This is a genomic window from Pseudomonas sp. S2_C03, from assembly GCF_054668405.1.
This window is the reverse complement of the sequence record NZ_CP162766.1, coordinates 4,864,743-4,887,799: the sequence shown is the minus strand read 5'-3', so window position 1 is coordinate 4,887,799 and position 23,057 is coordinate 4,864,743. Positions and strand designations below refer to the sequence as shown.

Sequence of the window (23,057 nt, the reverse complement as noted above, 5' to 3'; positions counted from 1 at the left end):
ATGAGCGACTCCCTTGATCTCAGCCTGGACGGTGTAGAACGCCGGTCACTGTCTGACTTCACCGAAAATGCCTACCTCAACTACTCCATGTACGTGATCATGGACCGTGCCCTGCCGCATATCGGCGATGGCCTGAAACCGGTACAGCGCCGCATCGTCTATGCGATGAGCGAGTTGGGGCTTGACGCTGATTCCAAGCACAAGAAATCGGCGCGTACCGTCGGTGACGTGCTCGGCAAGTTCCACCCCCACGGCGATTCGGCCTGCTACGAAGCCATGGTGCTGATGGCCCAGCCATTCAGCTATCGCTACACGCTGGTCGATGGGCAAGGTAACTGGGGTGCGCCGGACGATCCCAAGTCCTTCGCTGCCATGCGTTACACCGAGGCGCGTTTGTCGCGTTACTCCGAAGTGCTGCTCAGCGAACTGGGTCAGGGCACCGCGGACTGGGGGCCGAATTTCGACGGCACCCTTGACGAGCCGCTGGTGTTGCCGGCACGTTTGCCGAACATCCTGCTCAACGGCACCACCGGCATCGCCGTGGGCATGGCCACTGACGTGCCGCCGCACAACCTGCGTGAAGTGGCGTCCGCGTGCGTGCGTTTGCTCGATGAGCCCAAGGCCACGGTCGAACAGCTCTGTGAACACATCCAGGGCCCCGATTACCCGACCGAAGCGGAAATCATCACCCCTCGCGCCGATCTGCTGAAAATCTACGAAACCGGTCGCGGTTCGGTGCGCATGCGCGCCGTGTACCATATTGAGGATGGCGACATCATTGTCACCGCGCTTCCGCACCAGGTCTCCGGGGCCAAGGTGCTGGAACAGATCGCGGCCATGATGCAGGCAAAACCGTCGAAAGCCCCGCAGATCGCCGATCTGCGCGACGAATCCGACCACGAGAACCCATGCCGCATCGTGATCATTCCCGGGGCGCGAAAAAGCTTCGACCACGACGCGCTGATGCAGCATCTGTTTGCCAGCACCGATCTGGAGTCCAGCTACCGGGTCAACATCAACATCATCGGCCTGGACGGCAAGCCGCAGCTGAAAAACCTGCGAGCGCTGCTGGTCGAGTGGCTGGAGTTCCGGGTGAAGACCGTGCGTCGCCGCCTGCAATTCCGCCTCGACAAGGTCGAACGCCGCCTGCACCTGTTGGACGGCTTGCTGATTGCCTACCTCAACCTGGATGAAGTGATCCATATCATCCGCACTGAGGAACACCCCAAGGCGAGCCTGATCGCACGGTTCGCCCTGAGCGAAATCCAGGCCGACTACATTCTCGATACCCGCTTGCGTCAGTTGGCGCGACTGGAAGAAATGAAGTTGCGTGATGAGCAGGATGCATTGCTCAAGGAACAGGCCAAGCTGCAAGCGCTGCTGGGCAGCGAAGCCAAGCTGAAGAAGCTGGTGCGCAGCGAGCTGATCAAGGATGCCGAAACCTATGGCGACGATCGTCGCTCGCCAATCGTCGAGCGCGCCGAAGCCAAGGCCCTGACCGAACACGATCTGCTGCCTAACGAGAAAGTCAGTGTGGTGCTGTCTGAAAAAGGCTGGGTTCGCTCCGCCAAGGGCCACGACATCGACGCCACCGGGCTTTCCTACAAGGCCGGGGATGGTTTCAAGGCGTTGGCGGCAGGGCGCTCCAACCAGTACGCGGTGTTTATCGACTCCACAGGTCGCAGCTATTCGGTGGCCGCTCATACCTTGCCGTCGGCCCGTGGCCAGGGTGAGCCGTTGACCGGTCGCCTGACGCCGCCGCCAGGGGCGAACTTCGAATGTGTGCTGATGCCTGAAGACGATTCGCTCTACGTGATCGCCTCCGACGCCGGCTACGGGTTCGTGGTCAAGGGTGAAGACTTCCAGGCCAAGAACAAGGCGGGCAAGGCCCTGTTGAGCCTGCCGAACAATTCGAAAGTGATTGCGCCGCGTCCGGTGGCTGATCGTGAGAACAACTGGCTGGCCTCGGTGACCACCGAAGGTCGCCTGCTGATTTTCAAGATCAGCGATCTGCCACAATTAGGTAAGGGCAAAGGCAACAAGATCATCGGTATTTCCGGTGAGCGCGTGGCCAATCGCGAAGAATATGTCACGGACATCGCCGTCATTCCCGAAGGCGCCACCTTGGTGCTTCAGGCTGGAAAACGTACCTTGTCACTGAAAGCGGACGACCTCGAACACTACAAGGGTGAGCGTGGTCGTCGTGGTAACAAATTGCCACGTGGCTTCCAGCGGGTCGATGCGCTGCTCGTCGAAAACCTCAATTAAGCGTCCTAGAGCGCCGGATCTGCGATTTAACGCGTAGATCGGCGCTTTGGCGCTGGAGTCGGAGCGCATATTCACGGATGATGTGCCCTTTCAAGCGCCGGTGTAACCGAGCGTTCTTCATATTTATTGAGTATTTTCACTGTGGTCCGCTTTGTAGCGACCACCTGGACGGGATGATGACTGCTCTGCGCCTTCCTTTTATTTTGATGCTCGCCGGCGTTCTTGGCCTGGCGGGTTGCAGCGTTCACCAGCCGGTGTCGCTGTATCAGCTGGACAGCGGAAGTCCGGCACAGCCTGCGCAAGCCGCAGGTATGGCGGTTTTACTCGGCCCGGTAACGGTTGCCGACTACCTGCAACGCGAAACCCTGCTGCAACGTCAGCCGGATGGCAGCCTGCAGGCATCGATTGACGGTCGCTGGGCGGGTAGCCTGTCGGCGGATATCGATCAGCTGTTGCTGCGCCAGGTGGCGGGTCACCTGGACAGCCAGCGTGTGGTACTGGCCCCGGCGACCCTCGGTTTCACCCCGGATGTCCAGGTACTGCTGACCATTACCCGCCTGGACTCGGGCGAATCACAACCGGCGATCCTCGATGCGCAATGGCGTCTGATCGACCGCCGTGGCCAGGTTCGCGATAACCGCATCGTTCACCTGCAAGAGGAGCACGCCGGCGGCACAGCGGCCCAGGTGCAGGCCCAGGGCGTGTTATTGCAGCGTTTGGCCGAACAGTTGTCCGTGGCGCTCAAGCCACTGGCCAACCAGCCACCGATTGCCGAAGCACCACGCAAACCGGCAGCCAAGCCGGCGGCGCCGGCGGTCGAGCAGGAAAAACAGCCAAAAATCCCGATGGCTGCGCCGATCCGTACCGATATGGAAGTGTTCAGGTTTTGAGGTTGGTTTGATTTGGTTTAAAGCAAAGCCCGCGAACGTGCGGGCTTTGTTGTTTCTGGAGGATCTTCAGGGCTTCTGCCGGCTCCATCGCGAGCAAGCTCGCTCCTACAGGAGAGCGCGGGCCCCTGTAGGAGCGAGCTTGCTCGCGATGAGGCCGGCACAGGCAACAAAAAAAGCCCGCATGATCTGCGGGCTTTTCTACGACTGAAACTCAGGCCTCAGGCCCTACGCTCATGCATCCGCGCCAGCTGGCGTTCAAGCATCGATGGATAAGGCTCCATCAGCCGCTCCACGCAGCAGGCCCCCTCGGGGCTGGCGATCGGGCGGATACGGGCGCGCTGGCGGATCAGGGCGTCGTCGCTGATCTTGCGCTCCACCAGCAGCAGGTTGCGGCTGTGTTGCGAAAGCGCCAGGGCGTCCTGGGCGGTTTCGGTCAGCAGCAGGTCGATCTGGCTCAGGCCGAACAGCTCGTCACCCAGGGTCAGGCCCAGTTGCAATTGCAGGGTGATGCCGCTGTCCGCGACTTCGATCTGCAATTGATGGCCCAGCGCACGCAGCAACTCACCGCAGCAGATGGCGTTGGTCAGGTAGTCGTCGCCGCTGTCCTCGGTGTGGAACAGCATCAGCGTGCTGCCATCGTTCAGGGTGTGCAGTTCACTCTGGTAGAGCGACGCGGCCTGATCGAGGCAATCGCGATAGCGTTCGAGCAATTCTTCCAAGCGCGCACGGGGCAGGCGACGCAGTTGGTCCTGGGCGCCGAGCTGCACGGCCAGCACGGCGCTGTGCTGCGGTACGCTGGACACGGGTAGCTTGATAGCCGGGCTCGCTGCCGACTCGTCGCGCAGGTCGGCAAACGGGTCCTCGTCGTCATCGTCGTCTTCGACGGTGCTGACGATTTGCCGGGGTGCGGGCTTGAGGCCAGCAACCGGCTTGGTCTCATCGAAACTCGGATCGCGCAGGTTACGCACTTCGAAGGCCGGTTCGTCGGAGTCAGCGTAATCGCTGTCGTCGTACTCGGCTTCCGGGACCGGCTCGGGTTCAGCCGGTTCCGGAGCGAAATTGGCGTGAAGTTGACGCGCCAGGTCGCCGATTTCGTCCTGGCGGTCGGTCGCCGGGGTGTATTCGTCGATATTGCGCAGCCACACGCGCAATTGCAGCAGCGGCGTGGACAGGTAGCGCCCCATGCGCAGGCTCAGGGCCAGGGACAGGGCCAGCAGAATGGCACTCAGGATGCCCATGCTCTGGAGGCTGATGGTCATCGGCTGCTGGAACTGATCCATGTCCAGGCTGATGCGCAGTTGACCGGCGGTTACGTCCTGGAAGGTGATCTTGCTCTGGTACATACCCTCGGCTTCGCCCAGCAGGCCGTGCTTGGGGCGCTGACCGGATTCGGCGAGGATGCGATTATCCACGCTGTAGATGGCGGCGTGTGCCACCAGCTTGTTCTTGGTCAGGTTGTTGAGCAGCACGTTGAGGCTGAGGATGTCGTTGGACACCAGCAGCTCGGTGGCCGAGGTGGCCGTCTGCGTGGTCAGGCTTTCGCCCAGGGCATCCGCCTGCTCGTGCATGGCCTGCTTGAACTGCAAACCCATCACGCAGGCGTAGATCACCAGGGCCAGGGCGACCAGGATCACGTTATGGCTGGCGATGCGCAATGCAATCGGTACACGGCGGTGACGCAGTGCACGGAAGATCAGCAGGAAGAAGTTATCGGTTTTTACTGGCGTGGGCCGGTTCACTTGCGCTCGGCTCTTTTGTCCGTGAAGTTGACGCGCAGTATAGCGACAGGCCCTAGACCGGCAAAGCGCTCACGGTGCCCGATGGTCACTGAATGTGGGTAGAATGCGGTTTTTTTCCACTTGCGGGGGTGCGCCTTGCGCGAAATCGTCCTGATAAACATCACCGGATCCGATCGTCCGGGTCTGACTGCGGCCATTACCGGCGTTCTGGCACAGGGTGGTGTGAGCATTCTCGACATCGGCCAGGCGGTGATCCACGACACGCTGTCGTTCGGCATCCTGGTCGAAATTCCCGACACCGAGCAAGGTCAGTCGGTGCTCAAGGACATCCTCTTCAAAGGCTACGAGCTCGAACAACAGGTGCGATTCACGCCGGTGTCCGAAGAGGATTACCAACAGTGGGTGGGCAACCAGGGCAAAAAACGCCATATCGTGACGCTACTGACCCGCAAAGTGACCGCCGGGCAATTGCAGGCGGTGAGCGAAATTACCGCCAGGTACGGGCTGAACATCGATCACATCGATCGTCTGTCCGGACGCATGCCCCTCGACACCCCGGCCGACAAGGGCAAGGGTTGCATCGAGTTTTCGGTACGTGGTGAAGCCGCTGACCCACAGGCATTGCGCGCTGAATTCCTCAACGTCGCCCAGGAACTGAACGTCGACATCGCCTTCCAGGAAGATTCGCTGTTCCGTCGCAACCGTCGCCTGGCGGTGTTCGACATGGACTCGACCCTGATCGAGGCCGAAGTGATCGACGAACTGGCCAAGGCCGCTGGTGTAGGCGACAAAGTCTCGGAAATCACCGAGCGCGCCATGGCCGGTGAGCTGGATTTTCGCGCCAGCTTCAAGGAACGCCTGGCGCTGCTCAAGGGCCTGGATGTCGGCGTGCTGGACTCCATCGGCGCCTCATTGCGCCTGACCGAAGGCGCCGAGACGCTCTTCGCGGAACTCAAGCGCCTGGGCTACAAGACGGCGATCCTGTCGGGCGGCTTCACCTACTTCGCCAAGCAGTTGCAGGCCAAGCTGGGCATCGACTATGTGTTCGCCAACGAGTTGGAAGTGGTGGATGGCAAGGTAACCGGCGTTGCGGTCGAGCCGATTGTCGATGCGCAACGCAAGGCCGATCTGCTCAAGGAACTGGCGGCCAGAGAAGGCTTGCGCCTTGAGCAGACCATCGCCGTGGGCGACGGCGCCAACGACCTGCCGATGCTGGCGATCGCCGGCCTGGGCGTTGCGTTTCGCGCCAAGCCGCTGGTCAAGCAGTCGGCGAAACAGGCGATTTCCACGCTGGGGCTCGATGGTGTTTTGTATCTGCTGGGCTTCAGGGATCGTGACGGGCAGCTCTGAGTTCAGCGGCGGCTGACAAACCTTATCGCGGGCAAGCCCGCTCCTACAGGTGGTCTGCTGTAGGAGCGGGCTTGCCCGCGATGGCCGCGCTGCGGTCTATCAGAGTGTCTTCCACAACGAATCAAAATCTTCTTCCGAGCCGACCCCACCGTCGCTGCCCGTGACGTTCTCGTTCCTGGCCGCTTCCAGCGAGCGATACGCGAACTGATTGAAGCTGTTGGTGCTGGCCAGCCGCCGATCCAGACCGGCGCGGCGTTCTTCGCCGTTGGTATTGATCAGCACCTTGTTGCCTTCCTGGAAGGGCAGGCGCGGGGCGAGCAGGGTTGCCGGCAAATCGACAGCACTGATGGCCGGCAACAACAGGCCACGCAGATAATGGCTGTGGTCGTCGCGAGCGCGCACCAGTTGCAGGCCGCAAGGTTCGGCATACGGGGCAACTTGCTCAATGCCCATTTGCGTGCCGCCGCCACGAACCTGGCGGATCCAGCGCACCACCGCAATGCTCCAACCGCCCCCCGCTGCATCTTCGATGCCGACCATTTCGCCCGCCTGCAATTCCTCTGGCACAGCGTCGGGCCACGCCAGGCAATAGCCTCCCGGGCTGTGATTGATCACGGGCAGGACGTAGGTCGGGAAGTGACGGTTCTGGTCAGAGGTCTCGTGACTGTCGTCGATCTGCAGTTGTGGGTATTCGATTTCCTCATAGGGAAGCATCGCATCGGCGGTGCCTTGAGGCGCGGCGTCGAATGCCTGTCGCCAATGGTCATTTTGTGGACCGGCAGGTTCCATGGCTGTGAATTTGGCGCGGCCGCTTCCGGGGGTTTTCAGGATTTCGCTAAACGGACGTTGGCCGCCCAGGTAAAAGTGCAGCGCGCTCATGCCAACGCACAGCGTCAGGGTGCCTTGGCTGGCGGTGCGCTGGAAGCTGCGCTCTACGGCCTGGCCCCAGGCGGCACTCAGGTGTTGCAGGGTGTCCACGCTCAGGCCTGCGGGCACGGGTAGGGGATTGGCGCTTTCGATGTCTCGCAGGTGCGCGTCAATGGCGGCTACGAGTGGCTGCGGATCGAAAGTGAGCAAGCTTTCCAACTGTTCAGGGCGGAATTTCGCTCGGTAGCGCGGGCCGATATCGAGTTCCGGTGCGACGGCAAACAAGCCAGAGGCTTGCGTTTGCAGCTTGAGCCATTTGCTCCAGGGCTCAAGGACTTCGACAAGCCGTGCGATCTGGTTCTGGCGCAGCTGATTGCAGCGGGCGGCGCCGAGCAGCAGGGCGACCGTATAGGTTTGTTCGATACTGATCGTTTGCGTCTGACTGGCCAACGGGTCGCGCAGACTCTGGTCCTGAAGGCGATGGGTGCAGGCAATCCGATACAGTTGGTGCAGTTCCAGCCACAAACCTTCCGGCACGGGGGCGTACAGTTCGGTGGCGCGAATCAGGGTACCGTTGAGGCAATGCATGGCCCGTTGCAATGCGTGGGTCAACAGCGGTGCGCGGTCTTTGCTAAAACGCGGGGCGATGCGTACGACGATCTGCTTGTACCCGATCGCCAAATGACCTTGCAGCGCCTGGCAGAGGTTGACGACCTTGCGCGAGCGCTCATCGAGCACAATCGACTGGTGCAGGAAGTGCCGCTCCAGGTGCTTGCAAACGTAATACACCTCGGGCCGCAGCAATTCGAGGAGTTGCAGGCGATTGTCGCTGGGGGTGAGCAGTTGGTTGAGTTCGCTCAGGCCCTGATAAAGCCGACGTGCGGTTTCGCCGATGTTGGCCTTGGGCAAGTCTGCGATCCAGCGCTTGAGATCGCGCGGAGTGGCCTCGCAGAAAGACAAACGTGGTTGAGTGGGCGTGGGTGCCCGTAGCAACAAGTGGGGACTGGTCTCATCCATGCCGTAAACAAACTCCAGCCGGGAAGTGGGCAGTGAAGGTTTGACTCTAGCAGCTATGGACAAGCGAAAGGGTACACAAATTCCACACCCCCCTGTAGGAGCGAGCAAGCTCGCTCCTACAGGTACAGGGTTGGTATCAGGCCTTTGGCAGGCCCAAACCCTGGCCCATCTGCACGGGCGAACCAGCGGCCAATTCTTCGGCCCACTTGACCTGATCCGGCCCGAACAGCACGACGGCGGTCGAACCCAGCTTGAATCGACCCAGTTCCGCACCTTTTTCCAGGTGGATCGGCGCACGGGCCGCTTCGTCGTAGCGGAAGGTTTTCAGCTCGCGCTTGGGCGGCGTCACCAACCCGGCCCAAACGGTTTCAATCGACGCCACGATCATCGCGCCCACCAGCACCACGGCCATCGGCCCGCGCTCGGTGTCGAAAATGCACGCCACGCGTTCGTTGCGCGCGAACAGTTCCGGGACGTTTTCAGCGGTGGTCTGGTTGACCGAGAAGATACGGCCCGGAATGTAGACCATCTCGCGCAGGGTGCCGGCCAGCGGCATGTGCACGCGGTGGTAGTCCTTGGGCGACAAGTAAATGGTGGCGAAATCGCCGCCCATGAACGGTGCGGCATTGGCCGGGTCGCCGCCCAGCAGTTCCAGCACGCTGAAACTGTGGCCCTTGGCCTGGAACACACGTCCGTGTTCGATCGGGCCCAACTGGCTGACCGCGCCATCGGCCGGGCTCAGGATTGCGCCTGGTGTCTCGTCCAGCGGACGGGCGCCATCCTTCAAGGCACGGGTGAAGAATGCATTGAAGTGCTCGTACGCGGTGATGTCTTCAACCAGGGCCTGGGACATGTCCACCTGATAGCGCTTGGCGAACCAGGCGGTGAACGCATTCTTGAACCAGCGCACACGGCATTCGGCGACGCATCCGGCCAATCGCGAAAGCAGGTGGTGGGGCAGCAGGTACTGGCTGAGGATAAACAGACGCTTGTTCATTAACTGTCCTTTAAAACCTTAAATCTCTACGGGCGTGTCGGGATGGTTGCCCCATTCGCCCCAGGAACCGGCATAGCCTTTGACCCGCGGATAACCGAGGGATTTGGCCACCAGATAAGTGAAGCCAGAACGGTGATGAGTCTGGCAGTGGGTAATGACTTCTTTGTCCTTGGTGATCCCCAGGTGTTCGAGGATTCGCGGCATGTCGGTGCGGATGCGCAGGTTGCGCGCCGGGTCCATGCCCTCGGTCCACTCGAAGTTGACTGCGCCGGGAATGTGCCCAGCCTTGGCCGCCAGGACCTTCTCGCCGGAATACTCCAGTGGCCCGCGTGCGTCCCAGATAGCCAGGTCGGCGGCGCCAAGGCGGCTTTGCAGGTACTCGCGTGTCGCGGTGGGTTCCTCGTGCAGGGTCAAGGTCACCGGACCGCCCACCGCTGGCGGGATTTGGATCGACATCGGCGAGCCTTCCGCCAGCCAGGCCGTCAGGCCACCGTCGAGGTAGTGGTACTTCTGGTGGCCGATGACATCGAGCAACCAGATGAAGCGCCCGGCCCAACCGCCGCCTTCGTCGTCGTAGACCACGTACACGGCGTCGGGATTGTGGCCCAGTTCACCGAACAGCGCCTCGAGTGCCGCTTGCGGTGGCATCAGGCCCGGCGCCGGCGGCTGGCCGAGTTGCGTGCGTTTCGGATCGACGAAGCGCGCGCCGGGAATATGGCCTTCGGCATAGCGGGCGCTGCTGGTCAGGTCCACCAGGATAAGATCGCGGGCGTCGAGGCGAGGAAGCAAGTCGCTCGGCTCAATGACCAGCGGCAAGCCAGAGAAGTCAGACATGTGAGGTCTCCAGGGCACAAAGGGGAGGATTGTAGCGGGTCATTGGCCGCGATGGCTAAAGCTGTGCAGGGCTTTCTCGATGCACTGCGCGGTTTTCCCAAAGGCCTGCACGGTGATATCCGAAAACGGCCCACCACCCTGGTCTGCGGCCACGATCATGATGACGCGGCCGTTGTTGACCAGCGAACGCAGCATCAAGTGTTCACCGCGAAATTGTGCGCGCAGGCCGGGGGGCAGCAGCGCCGAGAATTGCGCATTGTTGGCCGGGTTCAGGCGCACCTGCGCCTGTTGCGCCAGCAAACGTTGCAACACGGTGCTTTGACTGACCACGAAATTCAATCCGGCTGCTTCCTTGGGCAGCCCGGCGGTCTGGTGTACGCGCAGATTGGCGTGGGTGCGGTCGGCCATCAGGATCATCACCCGGCGCATGCCACACGCCACCAGGGCGTCCCGTGCCGAGTTGGTCAGGTGCATGGCATTGGTGAACCGACTCGGCTCTGCCAGTAATTCGGCGCATTGCCCGCGCCACTTCGTCAAGTCTTCGGCAGACGGTCCCGGGGCAGGCAGCAGGCCCGCGTGGATACGATGGGTGCCCCACGGCCAGAGCAGCGCAACGGCGGGATGGAAGAGGCCAGGCGCGGCGTGGTGGCGGGCGCTGTTGACAGCCTGCTGGTGCAGTTGCTGCTGCAACTCGTCCATTGGCATTTGCAGGTAGAGGCTGGTCAAGTATTGCCAGCGCTGACTGTGCGGGCAGTCCCAGGATTGTTGCGCCGACAGTGCCAAGCCGTTGGCCAGCAACACGGTGTTGGCCGGCTGGTTGAGCCAGCGCCGCAGTGTCGGGTCGTCATCGAGACGGTTTTGCTGGCGCAGCGGATGATCGATGTCACGGGCGATGCGCAGAACTTGCACCAGCTCACGTTGCTCCATGAGCAGCAGCCTGTAACCTTGTTGGACCCAGTTCGGCAGGTGCCAGGTTTCCACCAGCGTGCGGGCGATTCGCAACAAGCGAACGCCGAACAATTGTTTCTCGACTTTGCGTGCCGACTCGCCCTTGTGGATAACCCGCAGTTCCCACTCTTCGAGCAATTGCGGGTGGGTCAGTGCCAGCGGCCATAACGGCGACAGGAATAACAGGCTGCCCCAGTGGATGTCCTGCCACAGCCTGGCCAGGCGTGCGGCGAAAAAACCATTGGCCTGTTGCGTAGCGTGCTGGCTGATCAACTGCAACTGTCGCAGGGTCGCTGGAATTTGCGATTCAGGCATGGCAGGCAGCCGAGCGAGCAACTCTTCGGTGCGCTTCAAACCCAGGCGCGTGATCGCCACCTCAAGGTTTTCCGCCGGCTCGGCCATGCTGCCGTGAGTCTGCCGATTGGCTTCGCGAATCACGCTCAATGCCAGTGCAGGGCTGTCCTGCATCAGGTCGGCGATATCGCGCAATGAGCTGCGATTGTCGGTGATTGCCTTGCAAACCCGGTCGTGGCTGGCCTGTGGGACAGGCAGGCGCACGCCATCGAGAAGCTTTACCCAGCCTTCGAGCGTGGTCGGTTTTTGCGGTGGAACGTTCGTTTCATTAGCCATGGTTGGACGTGATCATCGTCTGCATTACCTACGCCCAGAATGGGCCAAATTGGCTTTTCGCCTGAACTGGCTATAGTCTGGCGCAGTTTTGCCGATAAGTAGAAGAAGAGATTTTTTAACTTCCGAATATGACCTTGAACCCGACTCAGTAAGTGCTCTCCTACCTATGGCTAAAATAATCGGCATCATCGTCGTATTCGCTAGCGTGCTCGGCGGATACGTGCTCTCCCACGGCAAAATTGCCGCCCTGATCCAACCCTTCGAAGTCATGATCATTGGCGGCGCAGCCTTGGGTGCGTTCCTGCAGGCCAACCCCGGCTATATGACCATGCACGTGCTCAAGAAATCCCTGAGCATGTTCGGCTCGCGCTTCAGCCACACCTTCTACCTGGAAGTGTTGGGGCTGGTTTACGAAATCCTCAATAAAAGTCGCCGTGAAGGCATGATGGCCATCGAAGGCGACATCGAAGATGCGGCGGCGAGCCCGATTTTCGCCAAGTATCCCGCAGTGTTGAAAGATGAACGCATGACCGCGTTTATCTGTGATTACCTGCGCATCATGTCGTCCGGCAACATGGCTCCCCATGAGCTGGAAGGTCTGTTCGACATGGAGCTTTACAGCCTCAAGGAAGACCTGGAGCATCCTTCCCATGCGGTCAACGGCATTGCCGACGGCATGCCCGGTTTCGGTATTGTCGCCGCGGTACTGGGTATCGTGGTCACCATGGCCTCGCTCGGTGAGGGCGACCAGGCTTCCATCGGCTTGCACGTAGGTGCGGCACTGGTGGGTACCTTCTTCGGTATTCTTGCCGCTTACGGTTTTTTCGGCCCCCTGGCCCATTCCCTGGCCCACGATGCCAAGGAAGAGCTGAACGTATACGAAGCGATCAAAGCCTCGCTGGTGGCCTCGGCTTCTGGCATGCCGCCATCGCTGGCCGTGGAGTTCGGGCGCAAGGTTCTGTACCCGGCGCACCGTCCTAGCTTCGCTGAGCTGGAACAAGCGGTTCGCGGTCGCTAAACCATGGAAAATAATCAGCCGATAATCGTCAAGCGCGTCAAGCGCATAGCCGGCGGACATCACGGGGGCGCCTGGAAAATCGCCTTCGCTGACTTCGCGACGGCGATGATGGCGTTCTTCCTGGTGCTGTGGCTGCTGTCCACCGCGACACCGGAACAGAAGATAGCCATCGCCGGTTACTTCAAGGACCCGGTCGGGTTTTCCGAAAGTGGCACGCCCTACATCATTGACCTGGGCGGCTCGCCGACCCTGGCGCCGGAAAACACCCTCAACCCTGAGGTGAAGTCCCAACCTCAGCCGGACAAGGTGACGGTCGACGCCGAACAGGTCGAAGGCATGGCCGAGATGGTCGAGAAGGAACGCCTGGAGCTGTTGCTGCAGGAACTGCAGAACAAGGTGGAAGAAAATCCGCAACTGCAGAAGTTCAAGGACCAGATCCTGTTCGAGATCACCACCGACGGCTTGCGTATCCAGATCGTGGACGCCGAGAACCGGCCGATGTTCGATTCCGGCAGTGCGCGCCTGAAGCCGTATTTCGAAGACATCCTGCTGGCCATGGCCGACACCATCAAGGCGGTGCCGAACAAGATCAGCGTCAGTGGCCACACCGATGCCAAGCCGTTCGCCGGTACCGGCGACTTCGGCAACTGGGAGCTGTCGGCCAACCGCGCCAACGCCGCACGCCGTGCGCTGGTGGCGGGCAGTTATCCGGAAGATCAGGTGGCGCGGGTGGTGGGTTATGCCTCGTCGGCACTGTTCGATCGCGAGAATCCGCTCAACCCGGTCAACCGCCGTATCGACATCATCGTGCTGACCAAGAAAGCCCAGCGTGCCATCGAAGGCTCGCAAGGTGCGGAACCGGCTCCGGAACCGACACAAGGCCAGGGTGGCCCAGGTGAAGTGCCGGCCAAACCGGCCGATCCAAACGCCTTGCCGCCTGAAAAGGAACCGCTACCGGCCCACGAGCTGCGCGAACGCCTGAACCTGTTCGACAACCCGGCCCCCAAACCGCCGGAAGCGCCGAAACAGTGATACGAAAAAGCCGCGATATGATCGCGGCTTTTTTGTGCCTGAATGGCTAATTTCAAAGCTGATCACCGACCCCTGTAGGAGCGAGCTTGCTCGCGATGGATGTCCAGACACCGCTGGATGTCAGGCCGCCAGCGTCATCGTTGACGACCATCGCGACGGTTCGACGCTTCGACAAGCTCGCTGCTACAGGTTCGGTGTTATGCCGGTGGGTGAGGTCGCCCGGGAAAAAACCGAAAAACCATCCATGTCCGAGATTGATGTGGGAAATCTCTTAGTTGCATAAACCGGGGTTTTCTTCATCTGGGGCGCGCCTATAGTTTCCCCGTCACCGACGAAAACGGTGATCGACTTTAGCCGGTCGTATCAGATGATGCACAAGCGCCCGTATAATCGCGGCGCTTTTTGCTGCCTTGGGTCTGCATGTCTATGGTGGCTGTGCGTGGGACACCTTCGGGTGTGCCGGAGTCATCTGCCGGTCGGCTAACCCGCGCATAGCTACCACCTAATTCGTTTAGCCGCGAAAGGTGGAGCTTCATTTATCAGATGAGATTCAGCCATGCCTAAATACCACCCCCTCCAAAGCAATTTCAGCGCCGGCCCGATCCTGTACATCGATACCGAGGCCCGAGCTGTCGACCTGCTCGAAAACGCTGTCCACCGCCTCAAAATTGCCCGTAACCTGCTGAATAGCGTCACCTGCCTGAGCGTCAGGAATGCTGAAGGTCATGACCTGGAACACTTCGCCAGTGCCGCCCACCTGCTGTTGCAGGACGGTTGCGATGCGCTGGATGTGCTGGGTTGGTCGCTGGAAAAAGCCGCCCGCTAAATGCAAAAAAGCCGCGAAATGCTCGCGGCTTTTTTATGCCTGAATGGCCAATTTCAAAGCTAATCACCGACCCCTGTAGGAGCGAGCTTGCTCGCGATGGATGTTCAGACACCGCTGGGTGTCAGGCGACCAGCGTCATCGTTGACGCCCATCGCGGCGGTTCGACGCGCTCCCACCGGAACAACGCCGCTTAATAACCACCCTGCGGCAAGCTCGCGATGATCGAGCGATAGCTGTTCATCCGCTGCTGTTGCACGCGGCCGTCTTCCAGGGCCTTGAGCAGCGCACAGCCGGGTTCGCGGTCGTGTTTGCAATCGCGGAAGCGGCAGGTGCCGATCAGGTCGTTGAATTCGATGAAGCCGGCTTCGACGTCGGCGCGGCTGACGTGGCCGAGGCCGAATTCGCGGATGCCCGGGGAGTCGATCAATTCGCCACCACCGGGGAAGTGGAACAGGCGCGCGGTGGTGGTGGTGTGGGTGCCTTGGCCGGACAGCTCGGACAAAGGACCGACGCGGGTGTCGACGTCCGGCAGCAGACTGTTGACCAGCGACGACTTGCCGACGCCGGACTGGCCTACGAACACACTGATGTGCCCGTCCAGTTGCTGTTGCAGTTGCTCCATGCCGTTGCCGTGGTGCGCCGACACTTCCAGCACCGGGTAACCCAGCGTGCGGTACACCGCGAGCAGGGCGTTGAGTGCCGGGGCGTTCTGCTCGTCGATCAGGTCGAACTTGTTGAGCAGCAACAGCGGGCGAATGCCGGCATGTTCGGCGGCCACCAGATAACGGTCAATCAGGTTGGCGTGAGGCTCGGGCAGCGGAGCGAAGACGATCACGATCATGTCGACGTTGGCCGCCACGGGCTTGAGCTGGCCGCGGCTGTCCGGGCGGCACAGTTCGGTGTTGCGCGGCAATTGCGCGACGATCACCCCGATGCCCTGATTGCCGGCGCGCCACACCACCTGATCGCCGGTCACCAGCGCTGGCAGGTTGGCGCGCAAATGGCAGCGAAACACCTGGCCAGCCAGTTCGCCAGCCAGCGCTTCGACTTCGACCTGCACACCAAAATGCGCAATCACAAGGCCTGTCTGTTCCGGGCCCAGGTCGCCACCCTCGAGTGCCTCGACCGCCGAGGACTCGCGTTTGGCGGCGCGGGCAGCGCGCTCGCCCTGAATTTTTTCGATGCGCCAGTTTTGACGACGATTGAGTTGGCGTTTGGCCATGGGTGTTCCACAAGAAGAATGCAGCGATTAGGTAAAACGGCCGCGAGTTTAGCACGCCCCGAGGCCTCCCTAAGCTAAACTGCGCAGCATTGCCTAGGAGTCGACACATGCTAAACGCGCAAAACCTGATCTGGATCGATCTGGAAATGACCGGTCTGAACCCTGACACCGACGTCATTATCGAAATGGCCACCATCGTCACCGACAGTGAGCTCAACACCCTGGCCGAAGGCCCGGTGATCGCCATTCACCACAGTGACGAAGTGCTCGCCACCATGGACGAGTGGAACACCCGCACCCACGGCAACTCGGGCCTGACCCAGCGTGTGCGTGAGAGCCGCATCAGCATGGCCGAAGCCGAAGCGCAAACCATCGCGTTCCTGGAACAGTGGGTGCCGAAGGGCAAATCGCCGATCTGCGGCAACAGCATCTGCCAGGACCGTCGCTTCCTTTATACCCACATGAAAGGCCTCGAAAGTTACTTCCACTACCGCAACCTCGACGTGTCGACTCTCAAGGAGCTGGCGGCACGCTGGGCGCCGGATGTGCGTGACAGCTTCAAAAAGGGCAGTACCCACCTGGCACTGGACGACATTCGCGAATCGATCGCGGAGTTGCAGCATTACCGCAAGCATTTCATCAAGGTTTGATTTGCCGGTGTCTGGGCGGGCCTCTTCGCGAGCAAGCCCGCTCCCACAATTGATCGCGTTCACAATTGGGCTTCTGTGGGAGCGGCGGTGCGACGATTCGACTTGCTCGCGATGGGGCCAGCACAATCTACAAGGCACGCCCCCTTTTGGTGCCGCCCCTTAATGGCTAGACTGCGCGCCTTCTCGCAAGGACTGCCGCCATGTTGCTGATGCTTTACCTGATCGCCATTACCGCCGAAGCCATGACCGGGGCGCTGTCCGCGGGGCGGCGGGGCATGGACTGGTTTGGCGTGGTGCTGATTGCCTGCATCACGGCGCTGGGCGGTGGTTCGGTGCGCGATGTTTTGCTCGGCCATTATCCGCTGACGTGGGTCAAACACCCGGAGTACCTGGTGCTGACGTCGATTGCGGCCATGGTCACCGTGTTCACCGCGCGCTGGATGCGCCACCTGCGTTCGCTGTTTCTGGTGCTCGATGCCGTGGGGCTGGTGGCCTTCACTTTGATCGGCTGTATGACCGCCCTGGAAATGGGCCACGGCATGCTGGTGGCCTCGGTCAGCGGTGTGATTACCGGGGTGTTTGGCGGCATCCTTCGTGACATCTTCTGTAACGACATCCCGCTGATCTTCCGCCGCGAGTTGTACGCCAGCGTTTCCTTCGCGGCCGCCTGGTGCTACATGCTGTGCATCTACCTGCAACTGCCCGGCGAACAGGCGATCCTGATCACCCTGTTTGGTGGGTTTCTCCTTCGCTTGCTGGCCATTCGTTTCCATTGGGAAATGCCCAAGTTCGTCTATAACGACGAACAGTGAGACACATGCACTCACAGACCCTTTGCGTTGCGGTACATAGATAAAGACAAGGCGTTCAAGTGACTCAATAAGCTGTGGGCTACCACTGTTTAAAGGATCCTTCCATGCCTGATTCATCGACTGCCAGCGATGCTGGGGGCCCACCTCTACATTCCAATGCTTTCAATTTCAGCGGGTTTCTCACCGGAGGGGTCGATCCTCGCACCGGCACGTATACCTGCTCGCTGACACTGGGCGAGCTCAGGTCCAACTTTTTGCAGGGGCCAAGCCTGCCAATCAGGCTTTTCTTCAATCCACTCCAGACCCATGACGGCGGATTCGGGAAAGGCTGGTCACTGGCACTGACCCGCTACGACGTACCCCATGGCCTCCTGACGCTGGCGGGGGGCGAACGTTACCAGGCGAAGAAGACGTCTTCGGGGCTCGTCCTTGACGAACTCAAGCTGAAGACTTTCAAGGTGCTTTGTCGGGAATCCGGACGCTTTGATGTCGTGCATAAAAGCGGCTTGATCGAAGAACTGGAGGTCTACGTCGGTAGTGAGCTGGCGGTGCCCAAAAGAATCGTTTCGGCCAACGGCGGGGCGATCCTGTTCGATTACCAGTCGATGGGTGATGTGCCGGCGCTGTCCGCCGTGCGCGACGCCACTCGAGCCTTGTTGAGCATCGAGCGAACGCCTGGCCAGGTGGTCTTGACGTTGTACCCAGGCAGCGAGTGCGCCGCGTCCTTCACGCTGAAACAGGCCGGTGATCGGGTGAGTGCCGTGCAGTTACCCGACGGCAGTGCCTGGATACTGAGCAGTCAGGCCATCGGCGGGGCCGAATGCCTGACAGAGGTCATCTCACCCCTGGGGGCGCGCGAGCAGATCCGCTACGAAGCGGCGGGCCATCGGCTTCCCCGTGGCGCGCCACAGACGGCGATCCCGCATGTCTGCACCCATACGGTTTTCCCGGGCCTGCAACCGGCCATCACTACCCACTACCGATTCTCGCCGACCAATTTCCTGGGGTACGACGACAGTGATGTGCACTGGAGGCGGGACGGCGACACCTTGTACCAGAGGAGCTCGGACTACCTGTATTCTTCGGTGGAAATGCTGATGGAGGGTGCCAACGTGCATCGCTCCATCAAGCGTACCTACAACAAATACCATTTGCTGATCTCCCAAGTGACCCGCTGCAATCAAAGCGTGGTGTCGAGAACGGTCGATTATCACCTTGAGCCGGGCAAACCGTTCACCGGGCAGCCCGCGCAATTCCGACTGCCCAAGGTCCAGACGCTGCGCTATGAAAACCGCCAGACCCAGGCTTTCCGCGAGGAGGTGACCACGACCCTGTTCGATGCCTGGGGCAACCTTCTCAAGCATGTCGCGCCGAACGGGGTGGTGACCGTCTCGACGTTTTACCCGGCCAGCGGTGCCGAAGGTTGTCCGGCCGACCCGCTGGGGTTCGCGCGCTTCGAGAAAAGCCGAACCGTACGGGCGGCAGCGGATCTTGCCCAGGCTGCGACGACGCAGCTGCAATTTCGCTACCGGCAAATCGGCGAGCCCGGTAAGCCTGGCTGCGATGTCGTACTGTCGCAACAGAGCTTTTACGAGCACACGCAGGCGGGAGCGGTCTTGCGATTGCAGACCGATCTCGAATACACCGAGATGGTCACAGACCCGCAGGCTTACACCGTGCTGCACAAATACACAGTGCGCCAGGGCGGGGAGTCGTGCGCGACGCATTTCAAGTACCTGCTTGATGACACCGCGTTGCAGATGCAAACCATCCAGTTGGGGTTCGATGAAACCCGCCAGGAATCGAGCGTGAGCGCGTCTGTCATCAATGGCTTGAAGCGCTCGGAGCAGAACGAGGATCAGGGGCGCGTCGACTTCACTTACGATGGCCTGGGTCGAGAAACGAGCCGAACCGTTGCAGCCGGCAGTGAATTCGAAAGCCGCAACAGCTCGCGTTTTAAACAGGAGAAGAAGGGGGCCCGGATCCTGGTGACGAAACTGGACACCGATGCCATGGGTCAACACAGCAAAACCCGCTATGACGGGCTTGGGCGGGTCATTGAGGTCGAAGAGCAGGACCCGGAGCAGGACGGGGACGTGGTGTTTCGCGAGGTCTATGCCGCGAAGTACGACGTGCTCGGGCAAATGACTGGTGAAAAAAAGATCGACTGGTGGCTCGGGCAGCGCCAGGTGTTCAATACGGTCTTCACCTATGATGATTGGGGGCAGGTCAGCAGTACGGTGCACCCCGATGGTCGTCGGGAGCGTCGCGACTTTGACCCTATCCTGCGCAAGGAGACGACCTGGCTGGAGGGCATGGGCAAAACCGTCACGGTGTACAACACATTCGGTAAACCCGACAGCATCGAGCGCTTCGATACCTCGAACAACAGCCATGGCGCACAGCTTTATGCGTATGACGGTCTGGGCCGTTGCGTCGAGCAGACCGACCCCGTGGGGAATCGCACCACCCATGCCTATGACGTGTTCGATCGCCTGACCCTCAGCACGTTACCCGACGGCAGTGCGGTGCAGACCACCTACGCCGGGCACTCCCGGCAGTCCTTGCCGGTCGGCATCACGGTGGCCGGCCATACGCTGGGGCGACAGGTATTCGATGGGCTGGGGCGCTTGACCCTGAGCGTCGTAGGTGGCCGGACCAGTCGGGTGGGATATGAAGCCGGTTGCAGCCAACCTGCCTGGAAGCAAACGCCCGCTGGCGAGCGCGTCGAATACCGCTACGAAGCCCAATTGGGTGGTGTTGTCACGCAACGCCAGGCCACCGGATTACTCGCCAGCTACGAATATCATCCTCAGCTGGGCGAGTTGACCCGGTGTGTCGAGCAGGGCCGCGAAACCCGACTGACGTACGACCGGGCCGGGCGCCTCAAAAGTGAGACTTCCCGGGTCGGCGACGACGGTAAAAGTGTCTTCTACAGCTATTCCCTGGGTGGTCGATTGCTTCGTTTCGTCGACGTTCTGGGTGAGCCGCACACGACCGGGTATGACGATGCAGGTCGTGCGCAGTCATTTGAACATCGGGCGCTGAACGCCACTTTTTCCTACAATACACTCAGTCAACTGGTGGCGATCGAGGCCCGCGCCACGCAGGGACAAGGCTCCATGACCACGCGTATGGCCTACGATGATTTCGGGCGTGAGGTGTCGCGAACCTTCCAGTTCGGCGATGGTGCGACTCAGGTCTTGTCGTCGGCCTACACCCAGGCGGATAAACTGACGCGAAAGACGTTGCGGCACGAGCAGGCGGTGTTGCGCGACGAGCAGTTCACCTACGACTCGCGCGGTCGCCTGTGCTTTTATGAGTGCACGGGCACTCAACGGCCGCGCGATGCCCAGGGCAAGGAAATCATCCGGCAAGCCTACGTCTTCGATGCACTCGATAACATCCTCACCCTGGAAACCCGATTCCCCGGTGGCACCAACCTCACGACTTTCGAGTACAGCGCTACTGACCCGACCCAATTGACTGCGATCCGTAACAGCCACAAGGACTACCCGGCGCCGGTGACGCTGCAGTACGACGACAATGGTCATCTGGTCCTGGATGAACAGGGGAGGCGCATTTCCTACGATACCCTGGGGCGTCTGGTGGGGGTAGCCGGCGCGGATCAGCAGGTCATACGCGACTTTCATTACGACGCCCGGGATCGGCTGGTCGAGCTAGCCCAGCCGTCAGGGGCGACCACCCGGCGTTATTATCGAAACGATCGGAGCAGCAATGATCTCGAGGGTGCCAGCAGCCGCACGTCGTTGGCGTCGAACGGCCTTCTGCTGGGGCTGGAGCGCCGAGGTACCGATGCCGGGATCGGACTGCTGGCTGTCGATCAGCAGCGTAGCGTGCTCAGCGAGACGTCGGGCACGCAATGTTCGCCGTTTGCCTACAGCCCTTTTGGTCATCGACGGGTGCAGGCCAGTTCGTTCAGCGTGCCGGGATTCAGTGGCGAGCTACTCGATCCGCAGAGCGGTTTGTACCTGCCCGGAAACGGTTATCGTGTTTACAGCCCGACCCTGAGGCGCTTCCTCAGCCCCGACAACCTGAGCCCGTTCGGTGCGGGTGGTTTGAATCCCTACGCTTACTGCGCAGGCGATCCGATCAATCGAGTCGATCCCACCGGGCATTTCTGGGGGGCGATCCTGAGTGGCGTGGTCTCGTTCATCGGCATTGCAGCCAGTGTTTTGACATTAGGCGTCGCGACACCGCTGGCAATGGTGGGATTGGCCATGGGGGTCGTTTCCGGCGTTGCCGGAGCGACTGCCGCTGTGTTGCGGACCTTTGACGCGGAGTCGGAAGCGGCGGATATCCTCGACTGGGTCAGTATCGGGGCAGGCGGGGGGTCGGTGGTGGCAGGGGTTGGCGCCATCGGTAAGGCCACCGTGCATTGGGGCAATCGGCTTGGCAAAGCCTTTTCGAAGGGGTTGAGCCCCAAGCGCCCACCCTCGGCATCGGGAATCGGTACAAAAACCGGGAATGCCGGCAGTTCGGTCGGCGAAGGCTTCAGGGGCAATGGGCCGTGGAAAATCAAGCTGGCCGAGCCGAAAAGCATCTCGAAACAACTGAGGCGCGCGCAGCAACACGAGTACGACCAATTCAAGAACGCGATCTACCACAAAGGGGTGGACCCGGCCGAAGCGGTTCGGCACATGGGCGACCCCAACCCCAAATTCCTGCAGCATCATTCGAAGGCCTGGAAGGACCTTCAGGGTAACAGGGTCAACCGGGTCGATATGTGGGAGGCCCGGCTCGGCGGCAAGGACCGCGTGACGTACCTGGTCGATGACACCGACAAGTTGGTCACTGTTCTACAGGTAGGTGGCCACACCTGAGCCACTCAGGAGGCGCGAGCAGAATGCTGGCGCAACGCCCATTCCACGTGTTCCCTGACCATCTCCGAGGGATAATCCCGCCGTGCCTTCAGCGCTTCCAGCACCTGGATCGTCGAAGGCGCATTGCCCAGGCCCACGGCCAGATTCCGCAACCAGCGCTCGTACCCCGCCCGGCGCAGTGGCGAGCCTTCGGTACTGCTGAGGAATTTATCCTCGTCCCACAGGAACAGCTCCGCCAGTTCGGCGTTGTCCAGGTTATGCCGTGGCTTGAAGTCGCCTTCACCGGATGGTTTGGCAAAGCGGTTCCACGGGCAGACGATCTGACAGTCATCACAGCCGAACACCCGATTGCCGATCAGGGGGCGCAACTCTTCAGGGATGGCGTTTTTCAGCTCGATGGTCAGGTAGGAAATACAGCGCCGCGCATCCAGCACATAGGGGCCGACAAAAGCGTTGGTCGGACAGATGTCGAGGCATGCCGTGCATTTTCCGCAATGATCGCTGGCGTGCGGCGGATCGACCGGCAACGGCAGGTCGACGAACAATTCGCTCAGAAAGAAATAACTGCCGGCCTTGCGATTCAAGACCAGGGTGTTCTTGCCGATCCAGCCTAGACCGGCCTGCTGTGCAATGGCTTTTTCCAGCACTGGAGCGCTGTCGACGAATGCCCGGTAGCCGAACGGGCCGATCACTCCTTGAATTTTTTCTGCCAGTTGTTGCACACGTTTACGGATCAATTTGTGGTAATCGCGGCCCAAGGCATAACGCGATACGTAGGCTTTTTCCGGTTGGGCCAGGCGTTTGGCCATTTCGGTGTCGCCTGGCAGGTAGTCCATGCGTAGGGACACCACCCGAAGTGTGCCGGGCACCAGTTCCTCCGGATGCGAACGTTTGCTGCCGTGGGCGCCCATGTAGTCCATTTCGCCGTGATAGCCGGCTTCGAGCCAGCGCTTCAGGTGCTGCTCATGCTCGGCGAGGTCCAGGCCGCTGATGCCGACTTGCTGGAAGCCCAGCTCGCGGCCCCAGTCCTTGATGGATTGGGCGAGGGCGGACAGGTCTGTAGTAATGGCGGACATGAGGCGAGAGAAACCGGAGCTGAGGTGCGTATAATTC

The 23,057-nt window shown here is 60.9% G+C and carries 16 protein-coding genes; 9 read left to right on the top strand and 7 right to left on the bottom strand.

Annotation, left to right across the window (positions count from 1 at the left end):
- The gene (parC, locus tag AB4N64_RS22500) at nt 1-2,268 is read left to right on the top strand and encodes a DNA topoisomerase IV subunit A (protein ID WP_460118632.1); all 2,268 of its coding nucleotides are present in this window, start codon (nt 1-3) and stop codon (nt 2,266-2,268) included.
- Nucleotides 2,269-2,444: 176 nt separating this feature from the next.
- Entirely contained in the window at nt 2,445-3,158 is a 714-nt protein-coding gene (locus tag AB4N64_RS22495; RefSeq protein WP_460118630.1) for a PqiC family protein, read from the top strand.
- 218 nt (nt 3,159-3,376) lie between these two features.
- On the opposite strand, the gene AB4N64_RS22490 is transcribed toward AB4N64_RS22495, so the two are convergent.
- Entirely contained in the window at nt 3,377-4,897 is a 1,521-nt protein-coding gene (locus AB4N64_RS22490; RefSeq protein ID WP_460118628.1) for an AhpA/YtjB family protein, read from the bottom strand.
- 135 nt (nt 4,898-5,032) lie between these two features.
- On the opposite strand from AB4N64_RS22490, the gene serB reads away from it, so the two are divergent.
- Nucleotides 5,033-6,247 (top strand): phosphoserine phosphatase SerB, encoded by a 1,215-nt coding sequence (gene serB, locus AB4N64_RS22485; RefSeq protein ID WP_460118626.1) that lies wholly within the window; start codon nt 5,033-5,035, stop codon nt 6,245-6,247.
- A gap of 99 nt (nt 6,248-6,346) precedes the next feature.
- Here serB and AB4N64_RS22480 read toward each other — a convergent pair whose 3' ends face one another.
- From AB4N64_RS22480 to AB4N64_RS22465, 4 genes are all read right to left on the bottom strand, one after another.
- Nucleotides 6,347-8,131 carry a molecular chaperone gene (locus AB4N64_RS22480; RefSeq protein ID WP_460118624.1) on the bottom strand — a complete coding sequence of 595 codons (1,785 nt, stop codon included), beginning with the start codon at nt 8,129-8,131 and terminating at the stop codon, nt 6,347-6,349.
- A gap of 136 nt (nt 8,132-8,267) precedes the next feature.
- Nucleotides 8,268-9,128 carry an archaetidylserine decarboxylase gene (gene asd, locus AB4N64_RS22475; protein ID WP_460118622.1) on the bottom strand — a complete coding sequence of 287 codons (861 nt, stop codon included), beginning with the start codon at nt 9,126-9,128 and terminating at the stop codon, nt 8,268-8,270.
- Between the two features lie 18 nt (nt 9,129-9,146).
- Nucleotides 9,147-9,962 (bottom strand): thiosulfate sulfurtransferase, encoded by an 816-nt coding sequence (gene rhdA / locus AB4N64_RS22470; RefSeq protein ID WP_460118620.1) that lies wholly within the window; start codon nt 9,960-9,962, stop codon nt 9,147-9,149.
- 39 nt (nt 9,963-10,001) lie between these two features.
- A complete protein-coding gene (locus tag AB4N64_RS22465) occupies nt 10,002-11,540 on the bottom strand; it encodes an HDOD domain-containing protein (RefSeq protein ID WP_460118618.1) in 1,539 nt (512 codons plus the stop codon).
- A gap of 166 nt (nt 11,541-11,706) precedes the next feature.
- On the opposite strand from AB4N64_RS22465, the gene motA reads away from it, so the two are divergent.
- From motA to AB4N64_RS22450, 3 genes are all read left to right on the top strand, one after another.
- Nucleotides 11,707-12,558, top strand: coding sequence for a flagellar motor stator protein MotA (gene motA, locus AB4N64_RS22460; RefSeq protein ID WP_371050223.1), 852 nt, complete (start codon nt 11,707-11,709; stop codon nt 12,556-12,558).
- Nucleotides 12,559-12,561: 3 nt separating this feature from the next.
- Nucleotides 12,562-13,590, top strand: a complete 1,029-nt coding sequence (motB, locus tag AB4N64_RS22455; protein ID WP_460118616.1) for a flagellar motor protein MotB — start codon at nt 12,562-12,564, stop codon at nt 13,588-13,590.
- A 556-nt stretch (nt 13,591-14,146) separates the two neighbouring features.
- Nucleotides 14,147-14,416, top strand: coding sequence for a hypothetical protein (locus AB4N64_RS22450; RefSeq protein ID WP_460118614.1), 270 nt, complete (start codon nt 14,147-14,149; stop codon nt 14,414-14,416).
- Nucleotides 14,417-14,606: 190 nt separating this feature from the next.
- On the opposite strand, the gene rsgA is transcribed toward AB4N64_RS22450, so the two are convergent.
- A complete protein-coding gene (rsgA, locus tag AB4N64_RS22445) occupies nt 14,607-15,638 on the bottom strand; it encodes a small ribosomal subunit biogenesis GTPase RsgA (protein ID WP_460118612.1) in 1,032 nt (343 codons plus the stop codon).
- 107 nt (nt 15,639-15,745) lie between these two features.
- Between rsgA and orn the strand changes: the two genes are divergently transcribed.
- The 3 genes from orn (at nt 15,746) to AB4N64_RS22430 (ending at nt 21,944) form a co-directional block, all read left to right on the top strand.
- Entirely contained in the window at nt 15,746-16,288 is a 543-nt protein-coding gene (orn, locus tag AB4N64_RS22440; RefSeq protein ID WP_460118610.1) for an oligoribonuclease, read from the top strand.
- Between the two features lie 200 nt (nt 16,289-16,488).
- The gene (locus AB4N64_RS22435) at nt 16,489-17,100 is read left to right on the top strand and encodes a trimeric intracellular cation channel family protein (protein WP_368556745.1); all 612 of its coding nucleotides are present in this window, start codon (nt 16,489-16,491) and stop codon (nt 17,098-17,100) included.
- A 104-nt stretch (nt 17,101-17,204) separates the two neighbouring features.
- The gene (locus tag AB4N64_RS22430) at nt 17,205-21,944 is read left to right on the top strand and encodes an RHS repeat domain-containing protein (protein WP_460118608.1); all 4,740 of its coding nucleotides are present in this window, start codon (nt 17,205-17,207) and stop codon (nt 21,942-21,944) included.
- A 5-nt stretch (nt 21,945-21,949) separates the two neighbouring features.
- Here the strand turns inward: AB4N64_RS22430 and queG are convergent, their stop codons facing one another.
- Nucleotides 21,950-23,020 (bottom strand): tRNA epoxyqueuosine(34) reductase QueG, encoded by a 1,071-nt coding sequence (gene queG, locus AB4N64_RS22425; protein WP_460118606.1) that lies wholly within the window; start codon nt 23,018-23,020, stop codon nt 21,950-21,952.
- Nucleotides 23,021-23,057 lie beyond the last annotated feature (37 nt).

Bases quoted from the DNA above. Each gene is read 5' to 3' on its own strand.
- parC (WP_460118632.1), top strand. From the start codon at position 1: ATGAGCGACTCCCTTGATCTCAGCCTGGACGGTGTAGAACGCCGGTCA.
- AB4N64_RS22495 (WP_460118630.1), top strand. From the start codon at position 2,445: ATGACTGCTCTGCGCCTTCCTTTTATTTTGATGCTCGCCGGCGTTCTT.
- AB4N64_RS22480 (WP_460118624.1), bottom strand. From the start codon at position 8,131: ATGGATGAGACCAGTCCCCACTTGTTGCTACGGGCACCCACGCCCACT.
- asd (WP_460118622.1), bottom strand. From the start codon at position 9,128: ATGAACAAGCGTCTGTTTATCCTCAGCCAGTACCTGCTGCCCCACCAC.
- rhdA (WP_460118620.1), bottom strand. From the start codon at position 9,962: ATGTCTGACTTCTCTGGCTTGCCGCTGGTCATTGAGCCGAGCGACTTG.
- AB4N64_RS22465 (WP_460118618.1), bottom strand. From the start codon at position 11,540: ATGGCTAATGAAACGAACGTTCCACCGCAAAAACCGACCACGCTCGAA.
- motA (WP_371050223.1), top strand. From the start codon at position 11,707: ATGGCTAAAATAATCGGCATCATCGTCGTATTCGCTAGCGTGCTCGGC.
- motB (WP_460118616.1), top strand. From the start codon at position 12,562: ATGGAAAATAATCAGCCGATAATCGTCAAGCGCGTCAAGCGCATAGCC.
- AB4N64_RS22450 (WP_460118614.1), top strand. From the start codon at position 14,147: ATGCCTAAATACCACCCCCTCCAAAGCAATTTCAGCGCCGGCCCGATC.
- rsgA (WP_460118612.1), bottom strand. From the start codon at position 15,638: ATGGCCAAACGCCAACTCAATCGTCGTCAAAACTGGCGCATCGAAAAA.
- orn (WP_460118610.1), top strand. From the start codon at position 15,746: ATGCTAAACGCGCAAAACCTGATCTGGATCGATCTGGAAATGACCGGT.
- AB4N64_RS22435 (WP_368556745.1), top strand. From the start codon at position 16,489: ATGTTGCTGATGCTTTACCTGATCGCCATTACCGCCGAAGCCATGACC.
- AB4N64_RS22430 (WP_460118608.1), top strand. From the start codon at position 17,205: ATGCCTGATTCATCGACTGCCAGCGATGCTGGGGGCCCACCTCTACAT.
- queG (WP_460118606.1), bottom strand. From the start codon at position 23,020: ATGTCCGCCATTACTACAGACCTGTCCGCCCTCGCCCAATCCATCAAG.